The following is an 11,736-nucleotide window of genomic DNA, read 5'->3' as shown; positions in this document are numbered from 1 at the left end:
CCAACGGGGGTTGGCGGCAGCCGGCTGCGCCTCGGCGAGGCCGGCCGCCTATCTGATCATCGGACGAGGAGGGCTTCCTCGACCAGTCCCGATGCGTGATCGGGCAGCTGCTCCAGCGGCAGGGTGACGGAGGCATCCGCCAGCCGCCGCGCCGAGCGGGTGATGCCGACCGCGGGCAGGGCGCCGTGTCGGCCGATGCGGGTGCTGACGACACCCGACGGCGTGCGAAGCGAGGTGACGTCGGCGGCGCCTCGCGCGGCCATCCTCGACACGACGGTGCCGGGAGTCGCCGCCGCCAGCGTCAGCGCGACGCTGCCGGTGATCGCAATGGCCGGGTGCGCCTTGCCCATCGACATCATCGTGACCCCGAAGTCGTGATCGTCCGCGCTGCGGGGCGACACCAGGGCGACCTTGGGCACCGCTTTGAGCGCGGCGACGGCGGTCGCCGCGAGCCCCATGCGGACGGCGCCTTCTCGACGGATACCGTCGATGCGGGCGAGCAGCTCGGGTCGCGCATCGATCTCGGCGGGCGTCTCGAGGCCGGTCAGGCCCAGCGCCGCCGCCTCGGCGATGACGACGGGCGCGCCGCCGTCGATCAGGGTCACCGGAACACCGTCGATCTCTTCCAGCGCGACGCCGGAAGGAAGCAGCCGTCCCGTGGTCCGGCCGGCCGGGTCGACGAACCAGAGCACGACCTCGAGGCCCGCGAACGGGACGCCGACGATGTGCGTGTCGCCCGACTCGTCGAACATGCCTCCGGGCGTAGGCACCTCGGCGACGATCAGCTGACCCGTGTTCGTGTTGAAGATGCGCACCGCGGTCCGATCACCGCGCGGCGCGAGCCACCCGGCGTGGAGGGCGTAGGGCGCGACGGCGGCAGAGCAGTTGCCGCAGTTGCTCGACCAGTCGACCCGGCCGTCGCCGAGACCGATCTGGGCGAAGGTGTAGTCGATGTCAGCGTCGTCTCGCCGGCTCGGCGCCAGGATGACGGCCTTGCTGGTGGTCGAGGCCCCCCCGCCGAGGCCGTCGATCTGGCGCTCGTCCGGGCTGCCGTACAGACGCAGCAGGATGTCGTCGACGGGCGCGCCGACACGCTCCAGCTCGTCGCGGCGGAACACCCAGCACTTGCTGGTCCCGCCCCGCATGAGTGTCGCCGGAATCTCCAACATGGCCGCCTCCTGAGGTGTCGGCATCCATGCTCGTCTGCAGCTTCGTGCAGCAAAATGACCGATCACTTCACACCCGTGAAGTGATCCTTCATACTGCTGACGCGGAGAATCCCGGTATTCGCGCGAGCGGTCCGGCCAGAAGTGTCGCTCGGGTCAGCCCTGATCGTGAAGCATCGCTTCATCCGCTTTCAGCGTGCGAGCTCTCACCTGTACGGTGAAGGTGGAAAGCGAGGCCCCCATGCTCGATGTGCGACGACTGGCTGTCCTGGTGACGATCCTCGATCACGGGTCGCTGACCGCAGCGGCGAAGACGCTCGGGTACTCACCCTCGGCGCTCTCGCAACAGCTGCAGCGGCTCGAGCAAGAGGTCGGCCAGCCGCTGGTGCGGCGCCAGCCGCGCGGCGTCACGGCCACCGAGGCGGGCGCGCTGCTCGCCGGGCACGCCCGGTACATCCTGCGCCGGCTGCGGGCGGCGGAGTCCGAGCTGGGCGAGCTCGCAGGTCTGCGGCGCGGCCGCATCGCAGTCGGCACGTTCCCGACGATCGGCACCACGCTCATGCCGGTCGCGATCAGCCGCTTCCGGCGCGACTACCCCGATGTGCGCCTCGACGTGCACAGCGCCCGGTTCGACGAACTCGTCGCCGCTCTGCAGGAGAACACGATCGGCCTGTCGCTGCTGTGGGACTACGAGTGGAACCGCATCGACGAGCCCGACCTCTCGATCACTCCTCTGTTCGAAGACCCCACGGTGCTGGTGGTCTCGCAGGACCACCGCCTCGGGCGCACGCGTCACGCGACGATGTCGATGCTCCGGCACGAGGAGTGGATCGTCCGAAAGCGCGACCACCCGGTGGCCGAGGTCCTGGAGCGCAGCTGCCGGGCCGCCGGATTCAGCCCGACCATCGCGTTCGAGGCCAACGACTACCAGGAAGCCCTCGCGATGGTGAGCGTCGGCCTTGGCGTCGCCCTCGCTCCGCGCACGGCGGTGCAGTCCGCACGGCCGGACGTCCGTATCGTCGGCCTCGGCCAGGACGCACCCTCGCGGCGCGTCGTCGTCGCGCATCGCAGCGACCGCGTCCGCCCGCCCGGGGAGCGCGCGATGCACCAGATCCTCGTCGACGTCGCCCGGGAGCAGCTCGTCGCCGGCTGACCGCCCCCCATATGCGAAAACCGGCATCCTGATGGATGCCGGTTTCTCGTTTCGGTGGACCTGAGGGGATTCGAACCCCTGACCTCTTCATTGCGAACGAAGCGCGCTACCAACTGCGCCACAGGCCCGGAACTCCCCCACACTATCACGCAGTCGGGGCTGGTCCGTGCGCGCACAATGGAGGGATGCTCCACCCCGCGGCATCCGTCATCCGCAACGTCCGTGTCTCCGACGCCTCCGCCGTCGACATCCGCATCGCCGATGGCGTGGTCGCCTCCGTCGAGCCGGCGACGCCGCAGGCGCCGTCGGCAGACGCGGGCGACACCGGCCTCGAGATCGACGGGCGCGGGATGCTCGCACTGCCCGGCCTCGTCAACGCCCACGCCCACGTCGACAAGTCGTGGTGGGGGCTCCCGTGGCAGTCGTACGGCGGCGAGGGCGGCACCGACGGCCGCATCCGCCACGAGCGCGCCCGTCGCGACGAGCTGGGAATCCCGAGCGTCGCGACGACGGCACACGTTCTCGAGCAGTTCGTCCGTCACGGCACGACCGCCATCCGCACGCACGTCGATGTCGACCTCGGCGTCGCCCAGCGCGGCATCGAGGCCGTGCGCGAAGCGGTCGCCGCGTACGACGAAGCGCTTCAGGTTCAGATCGTGGCCTTTCCCCAGGACGGCGTGCTGCGCCGCCCTGGCGTCATCGACCTGCTCGACGAGGCGGCCGCCGCCGGCGCGGACTTCATCGGAGGCCTCGACCCCGCGACGATCGATCGCGACCCGGTCGGCCAGCTCGACGCGCTCTTCCGCGTCGCCGCCGACCGCGGCGTCGGGATCGACCTGCACCTGCACGACCCCGCCGAGCTCGGCGCGTTCCAGATCGAGCTGATCATCGAGCGCACCGAGCGTTTCGGTCTCGCCGGACGCGTCAACATCGCGCACGGATTCGCGCTCGCGCAGGTCGGCGCGACGCACCGGCGCGACCTGCTCCAGGCGATGGCCGCGCTCGACATCACGATGACGACGGTCGCGCCCCTGCGCCTCCCCCAGCTGCCGCTTCACGAACTGGACGCCGCGGGCGTGCGCTTCGGCTTCGGCACCGACGGTATCCGCGACCTGTGGAGCCCCTACGGCACCGGCGACCTGCTCGGCATCGCCTGGCAGTACGCCCGCGCCTCGAGCCTCGTCCGCGACGACGACCTGCGCCGTGTGGTCGACATCGCGACGGGCGGCTCGGCCCCCTTCGCGGGACTGCCGGTCGGCCGGATCGAAGCGGGCTCGCGCGCCGACATCATCCTCGTCGACGCGGAGAACCCGATGGACGCGCTCGTGCGCACACCCGAGCGCGAGATCGTCGTGGGGAACGGGCGCGTGCTGTTCCAGCACTGAGTCGGGCGTCAGCCGGCCGCGCGCTGCGCGAGCAGACGCCGGACGTGATCCTCGATCTGCGCGTCGTCGACCTGACCGGTCGGCACGAATGCGGGGGTGGGTGCCTTGGCGGCCCGGCTGGCGTCGAGGGATGCCGGCGCGCGGCGCGCGGCTTCACGCTGGATCGCCTCACCGACCGCGGCCTGGCGCAGCGCTTCACGCGCGTCGACCTCGTCGAGCACGGCCGCGGCGCGCGAACCGGCGGAAGCAGTGAGCGGGCGGGGCAGCTCGCGCGGCGTCCAGGTGGCACGCGCGTCGGCGAACTCGAACTCGGGCACGACGGCCGACTCCGGCTCGACACGAGCGGTGACAGTCGGGGCGACGACGGCGGAGCGGGCGGCGCGTCGAGCCACCGCAGCCATGCGGTTGAGCACGATCGTGGCCACGAGCAGAGTCGCGAGACCCGAGACCAGCAGCGCGGCCGATCCGGACGAGGTCAACATCCATCCGCCGGCGCCGGTCGCGCCAGCAGCCAGCAGAGCGACGATCGTCGTCGCGAGGCGGAGCCGACGGCGGACACGAGCCCGGTGCTCGGGCGACGTCATGCGCGCGGTGCGCGCGGCGCGCACCTCGCGGCGCGCTTCGATGAGCTGGCGGCGCTCGCTTTCGAGTCGCAGCTGCTCCTTCTCGTGCTGCACCTGACGGGCGAGCTTCTGCTGCGCCAGCGCGGTGCGCGTCGAAAGCTCGACCCGCACCTCTTCGGGCGCCTCAGCGGTCTCGGCGAGCACGCGCAGCGCCTGGTTCAGGCGGACGGCGTTGCGTTCGGCGGCGTCGTAGCGGTAACGACTGTGCCAGGACGGAAGCAGATAGACCATCCACAACGCGACCGCGACGAGGACGATCACGCCGCCGCCGAGAACCTGCCCACCCATGGGGACAACCGTACGTGGCATCCTCCGTGGTGACACTTCAGACACACCCGTGTCTGAAGTTCTTGTTCAACTTTAAGGTTCGAGACCCGCCGCGCGGCGGTCCGGGAGCGGGACGGTGGCCGCGTCGGGAGGCACAGCGCCCTCGAGCCAGCGCCCGAGGACACCACGAGGCACCTCCTCTGCGACGAGCGCGAAGGCGAAATGGTCGCGCCAGTCGCCGTCGATGTGGATGTAGCGGCGGCGCAGTCCCTCGTAGCGGAATCCGAGCTTCTCGACGACGCGCAGACTCGCCCGGTTCTCGGGACGGATGCAGATCTCCATGCGGTGCAGCCGCAGCTCCTCGAAGCAGAGGTCCGTCGCGAGGGCGACGGCGGTCGGCGTGATGCTCTTGCCGGCGAACCGCTCGCTCACCCAGTAACCGATCGTCGCCGACGACAGCGAACCGCGCGCGATGCCCCAGACGTTCAGCTGACCGGCGATCTGGCCCTCATGCTCCATGACGAACGGCACTCCGCTGCCGTCACGGTACTGCTGCAGCAGACGCCGGATGCCGAGCCGCATGTCGAACGACACGGGGCCGTCGGGGCTCGTCGCCTCCCATCGCTGCAGCCACGAACGGTTCGCCAGCAGCTCGGACTGCAGGGTGCGGGCGTCGCGCGGCCTGATCAGCCGTATGGCCACCGGTCCGTGGTGGCGGGGTGCGGTGGCCTCCACGCGCGTTCCCGTTCTCGTGTCAGAGGGTCCCGACGAAGTCCTTCAGCCACGGCCGCAGCTCAGGACCGAGGTCATCGCGATCGGAGGCGAGCTGAACGATCGCCTTGATGTAGTCGAGCCGGTCGCCCGTGTCGTAGCGGCGTCCGCGGAAGACGACGCCGAGCACGCCCTCGGTCGTCGCGAGCTCCTGCAGCGCATCCGTCAGCTGGATCTCGCCGCCCTTGCCCGGCTCGGTCCGCTCGAGGATCTCGTACACGTTGGGCTTGAGGACGTAACGACCGATGATCGCGTAGTTGGAGGGTGCGTCCTCCTTCTTCGGCTTCTCCACGAGCCCCGTGACCTTGACGACATCCGGGTCGTCGGTCGGCTCGACCGCCGCGGCGCCGTAGAGGTGGATCTGGTCGGGGTCGACCTCCATGAGGGCGACGACCGTCAGGCCCGAGCGCTCCTGCTCGGCGAGCATCTTCGGCAGCAGCGGGTCGCGCTCGTCGATCAGGTCGTCGCCGAGCATGACGGCGAACGTCGCGTCCCCGACGTGGGCGCGGGAACGCAGCACCGCGTGCCCCAGACCCTTCGGCTCGCCCTGACGGACGAAGTGGATGTCGGCGAGGTCGGACGACTCCTGCACCTTGCGGAGCTTGACGTCATCGCCCTTGCGCGTGAGGTTGTGCTCGAGCTCGGGAACGGAGTCGAAGTGGTTCGACAGGTTGTTCTTGTTGCGCCCGATGATGATCAGGACGTCATCGATGCCTGCCTGGGTCGCCTCTTCGACGACGTACTGGATCGCCGGCTTGTCGACGACGGGCAGCATCTCCTTCGGCATGGCCTTCGTGGCGGGAAGGAAACGGGTGCCGAGGCCTGCGGCGGGGATGACCGCCTTGATGCGCTGCTGAGACATGGGACCACCATATCGATCAGGTGCCGCAGACGAGCCCTAACGCGCACAGCCTTTACAATCGGGGGCATGTCCGACGCGATCGACAACGCAAAGCGCGCGCTGCGGGCGGACCTCCGCGAACGCCGGTACGGGATGTCGGATGCCGCGCGCGAGTCGGCCGCCGACGGCATCAGCGAGCAGCTTCGCGAGCTGGTGGCCAGAACGGGCGCCCGCTCGATCTCGTGCTACCTCTCGGCGCCGACCGAGCCGGGCACCCGCGCCTTCATCGACGAAGCCGTCGCGGCGGGAGTCCGGGTGCTCCTGCCGATCAGCCGCAACGACGGCCTGCTCGACTGGGTCGTCGCCGAACCGGGGGCCGCCGTCGCTGACGGCCTCTTCGGAGTGCCCGAGCCGATCGGCGAAGTGCTCAGCCCCATCGCCGTCAGCGACGTCGATCTGCTCGTCATCCCCGCCGCTGCGGTCGACGCCGCAGGCATGCGCCTCGGCTGGGGCCGCGGGTACTTCGACAAGACCCTCGGTTCGATGGAGAACCGCCCGCCGGTGTACGCCGTGCTCTTCGACTCCGAACTCGTCGACGAGGTGCCGCGCGATCTGCACGATCAGCCGGTCACCGGCGTCGTCACTCCCACCAGAACCGTCGTCCTCGCTCCCGAGGCGCACTGAACACCGAGGAACCATGCCCACCTACGCCTATGCCTGCAAGTCGTGCGGGCACCGCTTCGACGCGGTCCAGTCCTTCGCCGAGCCTGCTCTCACGGTCTGCCCCGAGTGCTCGGGCGAGCTCCGCAAGCAGTACGGGTCGATCGGCGTGACCTTCAACGGCGGCGGCTTCTACCGCACCGACTCGCGCGCGAGCGGGTCAGGATCGGGCGCAGCGTCGAGCACGTCAACCGGTGGCGGTGACTCGTCGTCTTCGGCATCATCGAAGTCCGAGGCGAAGTCCTCCCCCGCCGCGGCGGGTTCCTGACACCCCGGCGCGTCCGGACAGAGAGGAGAGCCATGATCAAGGGCTTCCGCGATTTCATCATGCGCGGCAACGTCATCGACCTGGCCGTCGCCGTGGTCATCGGCGGCGCGTTCACCGCCGTCGTCAACGCGATCGTGTCGAGCATCATCAACCCGCTCGTCGAGCTGTTCTACCAGCCCAACGAGGAGGGTATCGCCGGTCCGACGCTGACCGGAATCTACGGTCAGCCGGTCCCGTTCCCCCTGGGGGGACTCATCACGGCGATCATCAGCTTCTTCGCCGTCGCTCTCGTCGTGTACTTCGTGTTCGTCGTGCCGATGAACAAGTGGAAGGAGCGCCAGGCCGCCAAGGCCGGCGTCGTCGAAGAGACGGCGAAGCTCCCGACCGAGCAGGAGCTGCTCATCCAGATCCGCGACCTGCTGGAGAAGAACAACGCCGAGAGCTCCACGTCGCCCGCACCCGCGGCGGCTACCGACGCCCCGCTGCGCCGTTCGCAGAACACTCCCCCGGCAGCGCCTTCCGCCTGACGGAGTCAGTAGTGCGGCGGAACCTCGTTCCGCATCCGCGCATCGTTCGGACCGGATGCCCCGGCCGCGCCCTCGGCGCCGGCCGGGGCATCCGTCGTCTCATCGGCCGGTGTCGGCTCGGCCGTGGTACCCGGAGCTGCGGTCAATCGGGCGCGACGGCGACCGACGCGCTCCACCCGTTGCCGATCAGTCGATGACATCGAGCGGCTCGGTGCTCGCATCCGCCGTCGGCGCCTCGGGCTCGACGCCCAGGATCGCCGCGACCCGTGCGGCCACACCGGCGGGATCGCTGTAGAGATCGAACGAGTGCACGCGGATGTAGTGCCATCCCAGCCGCCGCAGGATCTGCGGCCGCAACCGCAGCGACTCGCGGAGCGACTGTCCGATCGTCTCGGGGTCGCCCTCGACAACGACCGCTTTGCCGTCGCGCTGCGCGACCAGCGGAAGCAGCCCGCGGTATGCGACATCGACCGCGACGCCGAGGCGGCGGAGGTTCTGCGCGAGAGCGAGCGTCAGGGGGTCGGCGAGGTCTTCGAGGCGGGCCTCGCGGGCGCGGGCTGCGATGCCCCCGAGGATCGACATGAGCGTTGCGGCGCCATTCTCGAGGCGTCCGTCGTCGAACGCGGACGGCCGGATCGACGACACGATGACCATGGAGCGACGGGCGCGCGTCATGCCGACGGTGAGCAGACGCTCGCCGTCCGGTCCGGAGAGCACGCCGAAGTCGCTCAGGACGCGCCCGTGGCGGGTGAGGCCGTACCCGAGGGAGAACACGACGCGGTCGCGGCTCTCGGCCACAGACTCCTCGAGCCCGAGGACGGCGAAGGGCTCAGCCGTCTCGCGACCGACGAACTCGGCGACATCCGATCGTCCGGCGAAAGCGGCCTCGACGGCGGCGCGGATGCGGAGGGCGTGTTTCGTCGACGCGGTGACGACCATCAGCGACTCGTTCGGGCGGTTGACGGCGTGCTCGACGACGAGCGTCACGACGCGGGCGACCTCGGCGTCGGGGCTCTCCACCGCACCGGAGTCGGGGTCGGGCGCGCCGACACCGCCTTCGACGTAGTCGACGCTGAGGCTGCCTCGTCCGAGGTACGAGCCGGCCCAGGGGAACGAGACGATCTCGCCGCCGTAGAAAGCCTCGTTGACGAGCTCCGCGAGGTCTTCGCCTCCCGCGCGGTAGCTGCGCGTCAGAGTCTCCACCGGGACGATCTCGGCGAGCCGCTCGAAGACGCTGCGCTCTTCGGGGTCGACGAGGGGCTCGTCGGAGGGATCGCGGTCAGCGGCGATCTCGAACGGCGTCGGTCGCTGCGTCACCGGATCGCCGAACGCGACGACCTGCCGCCCGCGGCGGAGCGCAGCGGCGGATTCGGCGACGCTGAGGGCGCCGGCATCCGCCAGGATCACGACGTCGTAGGCGGGACGGGCGGGCAGCGTCGCGACCTCGTAGGGCGATGCGATCCACACCGGCGCGAGGGTCCGAAGCAGCTTGGGAGCGACCGCGAGCAGCTCGGCGGCCGAGGCGGTGCCCTCGCGCAGCGCCGACTTCAGCGCCGCGGTCTCGTCGGCCTCGTCGACGATCGCGATCTTCCATCGCGTCGCGAGTTCGGCCGCGAGCTGCTGCCCCGCCGATGCCGCGTGAGCCTCGTCGACGAGGCGGAAGTCGCGTTCGAGCCGGTCGACGACGCTGGTGTTCGCGCCGAGCAGCGCACGGTCGCTGCGGAGCATGGCCTCGAGGGCGGACTGCCACCACGCGAACTCGAACTCCGACGCGACGCGTTCCTCGGGCACATGCCGCACGGAGAGCTCGGTCAGCAGACCCTCGAGGCCCAGTGCGGCGAGCTCGCCGCGCAAAGTGGCGCGCTCGACGAGGTTGTCGAACACATCGGAGTCGGCGGCGAGTCCGGCGAGGATCCGCACGAGCTCGGGGATCGGCGTCGCGAGCAGGTCGTGTCCGGGGCCGAGAACGCGAGAGAGCTCACCGAGATCGGCATCGACGCGCTGCCACGAGGTCGCGACGGCATCGAGGCCCGCGGGGATCTCGGGCACGACGCCCGCCTCGGCGAGGCGCTGCCACTGCTCGCGCTGCTTCTGCACTCGCACGAGGGCGTCGTGCATGTCGGTGACGTGCATCCCGGGACGCACGTACTCTTTGGACAGGCGGCGCAGACGGCGACGCGTGGCGCCGTTCATCTCCGGGGTGTCGCGGCGGGTCGAGTGCGCCTCGATGAGGTCGCCCAGCGGACGCTCGAAGACGGTCAGGCTGAAGCGGTCGAGCGAGGCGCGGATGCCCTGCAGCAGACGGATGTACGCGCCGAGCTCGGCGAGCGTCGTGAACGGCCGCATCCGGGTCTGTCCGATGAGCTCATACCCGCGCTCGAGGATCTCCGGGATCTCGGTGCGGTGCAGCCGACCCGCCAGAGCGTGCGCGGCGCGTGCCTGCTCGGTCGTCTCGAACGCGACGCCGTACCAGGGCGAGTCGTCGGGACCGAAGCGGAACTCCCCCAGCCGCGCAGCGGTCGCGAGCGAAGCGGCGGCTTCAGCGCGTCGTGTCGAGAGGCGCTGGAGGGTCGCGGAATCGAACCGGGTGGCAGCCGAGGGCTGCGGAGACTCGGCGGCGATCGTCGTCAGCTTCTGCAGCACCTCGAGCGGCGAGACGCCGAGCATCGGATGCCGCTGCGTCAGCGAGACGCGATAGTCGCGCAGCACCGTGCGCAGGCGCACCAGCGCGTCGTCGATCTCACCCATCTTGGGGTGCTGCGCCTTCTCGTTCCGGGCGATCGCGCGAATGAGGTCGCGGTGGACGCCGCGAGGCGAGACGGCGAGCCCGGGCAGCCCGATGCCGGCGAGGCGGTGGCGGACGCCCTCCAGAGTGGAACGGCGGGCGCTGACCACGAGGACGCGCTTGCCTCGCCTGACCAGCTCGCCGACGGCGTTGATGATCGTCTGCGTGCCCCCCGTGCCGGGGAGCGTGTGGACGACGAGCGACTGCCCCGCGACGATGCGGTCGAGGACGCCTTCCTGCTCGGCGTCGGCGTCGAGCAGCAGGCGGTCGGATGCGGGCGGGCGGTCGTCCGAGGGAACGGCGTCGGGCACCGGGTACCGCGTCGCGATAAGAGCGCGGTCGTCCTCGTGGCCCGCGAGCGCATTGAGCACGGGCACGTCGAGGTCGGCGGCGTCGCGTTCCGCGCGGGCGGCGACATCGGCGAACGTCGAGACGATCAGGCGCGGCTGCACGGTGAACGTGTCGACATGCGCCGTCAGGGCGCGGAGGTGGTCGATGACGGGCTGCGGCTTGAAGACGCCGCCGTCGTACGCGAGCGCGGCCAGCCCGCGCCGGTCGAGGTCGATGCCGAAATGCGTGCGGGCGATCTCGACGAGCTCGGGGTTGACCGAGAAGGAGCCGTGGAGCTTGAGATCGAAGTCGCCGTGATGACGGCGGATGGCGAGCGGTCGCAGGAGGACGGGCGCGTTGTAGGTGAGTCCCCCGGCACGCCACGAGGCGAACCCGACGCCGAGATGGACGGTGTCGAGGCCGCGCGTCGTGCGGAGCTCGACGTCTTTCGCGGTGATGCGCCCGGCCGCGAGCCGTGCCGTGCGCAGTCCGACCTCGTCGCGGAACAGGTTCGACAGCAGCGTCGACCGGCCCGTGATGAACTGCGGCAGACTGCCGGGATGCGCCTTGGTGATGTCGATGCCGACGTCGTCGGAGGCGATGTAGTGCAGCAGCGTCGACCGGCCGCCGAGCTGAGCCGCCTGCACGCGGATGCGCTCGCGCTCCGGGTCGGCGACGTGCGCGACGGCGACGTCCTCTTCGGCGACGTCGAGCTGCGCCGGGGTCACCGATTCGACCCGAACCTCGTCGGCTGCGTCCGGACGGACGGCTCCTCGATCTCCTCGCCACACAGCACACACCCTAAGCGGCGCGACCGCATCCGACACTCAGGCGCCGCCGAGTTTCGCGCTATTGCCGACACGCCGGAGGATCGGCGTTTCCTCCCCAGCCTTCCCGCCG

The 11,736-nt window shown here is 70.6% G+C and carries 11 protein-coding genes and 1 tRNA gene; 5 read left to right on the top strand and 7 right to left on the bottom strand.

The genetic code is table 11. The features are described from left to right. Nucleotides 1–56: 56 nt before the first annotated feature. Nucleotides 57–1,169, bottom strand: coding sequence for a PrpF domain-containing protein (locus tag C3481_RS11995; protein ID WP_103842506.1), 1,113 nt, complete (start codon nucleotides 1,167–1,169; stop codon nucleotides 57–59). A gap of 238 nt (nucleotides 1,170–1,407) precedes the next feature. Between C3481_RS11995 and C3481_RS11990 the strand changes: the two genes are divergently transcribed. Beyond that, nucleotides 1,408–2,319, top strand: a complete 912-nt coding sequence (locus tag C3481_RS11990) for a LysR family transcriptional regulator (protein WP_023954631.1) — start codon at nucleotides 1,408–1,410, stop codon at nucleotides 2,317–2,319. Nucleotides 2,320–2,374: 55 nt separating this feature from the next. On the opposite strand, the gene C3481_RS11985 is transcribed toward C3481_RS11990, so the two are convergent. Continuing rightward, nucleotides 2,375–2,447 (bottom strand) — tRNA-Ala (locus C3481_RS11985). 57 nt (nucleotides 2,448–2,504) lie between these two features. Between C3481_RS11985 and C3481_RS11980 the strand changes: the two genes are divergently transcribed. Further along, nucleotides 2,505–3,704, top strand: coding sequence for an amidohydrolase family protein (locus C3481_RS11980; protein WP_103842504.1), 1,200 nt, complete (start codon nucleotides 2,505–2,507; stop codon nucleotides 3,702–3,704). A gap of 8 nt (nucleotides 3,705–3,712) precedes the next feature. On the opposite strand, the gene C3481_RS11975 is transcribed toward C3481_RS11980, so the two are convergent. The 3 genes from C3481_RS11975 to galU all read right to left on the bottom strand — a co-directional run bounded on the left by C3481_RS11975 (nucleotide 3,713) and on the right by galU (nucleotide 6,227). After that, a complete protein-coding gene (locus tag C3481_RS11975) occupies nucleotides 3,713–4,615 on the bottom strand; it encodes a large exoprotein (protein ID WP_103842502.1) in 903 nt (300 codons plus the stop codon). Nucleotides 4,616–4,687: 72 nt separating this feature from the next. Further along, nucleotides 4,688–5,329: a GNAT family N-acetyltransferase gene (locus C3481_RS11970; RefSeq protein WP_103842500.1), complete on the bottom strand. Its 642-nt coding sequence runs from the start codon at nucleotides 5,327–5,329 to the stop codon at nucleotides 4,688–4,690. Between the two features lie 19 nt (nucleotides 5,330–5,348). Continuing rightward, nucleotides 5,349–6,227, bottom strand: coding sequence for a UTP--glucose-1-phosphate uridylyltransferase GalU (galU, locus tag C3481_RS11965; protein WP_023954639.1), 879 nt, complete (start codon nucleotides 6,225–6,227; stop codon nucleotides 5,349–5,351). Between the two features lie 66 nt (nucleotides 6,228–6,293). Between galU and C3481_RS11960 the strand changes: the two genes are divergently transcribed. Genes C3481_RS11960 through mscL form a run of 3 tightly spaced genes read left to right on the top strand, consistent with a single transcriptional unit; the run spans nucleotide 6,294 to nucleotide 7,721 of the window. Then, nucleotides 6,294–6,890: a 5-formyltetrahydrofolate cyclo-ligase gene (locus C3481_RS11960; protein ID WP_103842498.1), complete on the top strand. Its 597-nt coding sequence runs from the start codon at nucleotides 6,294–6,296 to the stop codon at nucleotides 6,888–6,890. 13 nt (nucleotides 6,891–6,903) lie between these two features. Beyond that, complete coding sequence (locus C3481_RS11955; protein ID WP_023954643.1) at nucleotides 6,904–7,194, top strand: FmdB family zinc ribbon protein; 291 nt, start codon at nucleotides 6,904–6,906, stop codon at nucleotides 7,192–7,194. Between the two features lie 32 nt (nucleotides 7,195–7,226). After that, a complete protein-coding gene (gene mscL / locus C3481_RS11950; protein WP_064954937.1) occupies nucleotides 7,227–7,721 on the top strand; it encodes a large conductance mechanosensitive channel protein MscL in 495 nt (164 codons plus the stop codon). A 5-nt stretch (nucleotides 7,722–7,726) separates the two neighbouring features. On the opposite strand, the gene C3481_RS11945 is transcribed toward mscL, so the two are convergent. Both C3481_RS11945 and C3481_RS11940 read right to left on the bottom strand, forming a co-directional pair. Beyond that, complete coding sequence (locus C3481_RS11945; RefSeq protein WP_036305846.1) at nucleotides 7,727–7,921, bottom strand: hypothetical protein; 195 nt, start codon at nucleotides 7,919–7,921, stop codon at nucleotides 7,727–7,729. After that, the gene (locus tag C3481_RS11940) at nucleotides 7,908–11,636 is read right to left on the bottom strand and encodes an ATP-binding protein (protein WP_064954939.1); all 3,729 of its coding nucleotides are present in this window, start codon (nucleotides 11,634–11,636) and stop codon (nucleotides 7,908–7,910) included. Before C3481_RS11940 ends, C3481_RS11945 begins: the two co-directional genes overlap by 14 nt. Between the last annotated feature and the right edge of the window lie 100 nt (nucleotides 11,637–11,736).

The sequence above is a fragment of the Microbacterium sp. Ru50 genome (assembly GCF_002920555.1).
In the GTDB taxonomy this organism is placed as follows: Bacteria; Actinomycetota; Actinomycetes; order Actinomycetales; family Microbacteriaceae; genus Microbacterium; species Microbacterium arborescens.
The sequence above is the reverse complement of the archived record's forward strand: the minus strand, read 5'-3'. Positions and strand labels throughout refer to the sequence as shown.

What these genes read in the sequence shown, in the direction of transcription:
- C3481_RS11995 (WP_103842506.1), bottom strand. Translation starts at nt 1,169, where the DNA reads ATGTTGGAGATTCCGGCGACACTCATGCGGGGCGGGACCAGCAAGTGC.
- C3481_RS11990 (WP_023954631.1), top strand. Translation starts at nt 1,408, where the DNA reads ATGCTCGATGTGCGACGACTGGCTGTCCTGGTGACGATCCTCGATCAC.
- C3481_RS11980 (WP_103842504.1), top strand. Translation starts at nt 2,505, where the DNA reads ATGCTCCACCCCGCGGCATCCGTCATCCGCAACGTCCGTGTCTCCGAC.
- C3481_RS11975 (WP_103842502.1), bottom strand. Translation starts at nt 4,615, where the DNA reads ATGGGTGGGCAGGTTCTCGGCGGCGGCGTGATCGTCCTCGTCGCGGTC.
- galU (WP_023954639.1), bottom strand. Translation starts at nt 6,227, where the DNA reads ATGTCTCAGCAGCGCATCAAGGCGGTCATCCCCGCCGCAGGCCTCGGC.
- C3481_RS11960 (WP_103842498.1), top strand. Translation starts at nt 6,294, where the DNA reads ATGTCCGACGCGATCGACAACGCAAAGCGCGCGCTGCGGGCGGACCTC.
- C3481_RS11955 (WP_023954643.1), top strand. Translation starts at nt 6,904, where the DNA reads ATGCCCACCTACGCCTATGCCTGCAAGTCGTGCGGGCACCGCTTCGAC.
- mscL (WP_064954937.1), top strand. Translation starts at nt 7,227, where the DNA reads ATGATCAAGGGCTTCCGCGATTTCATCATGCGCGGCAACGTCATCGAC.
- C3481_RS11945 (WP_036305846.1), bottom strand. Translation starts at nt 7,921, where the DNA reads ATGTCATCGACTGATCGGCAACGGGTGGAGCGCGTCGGTCGCCGTCGC.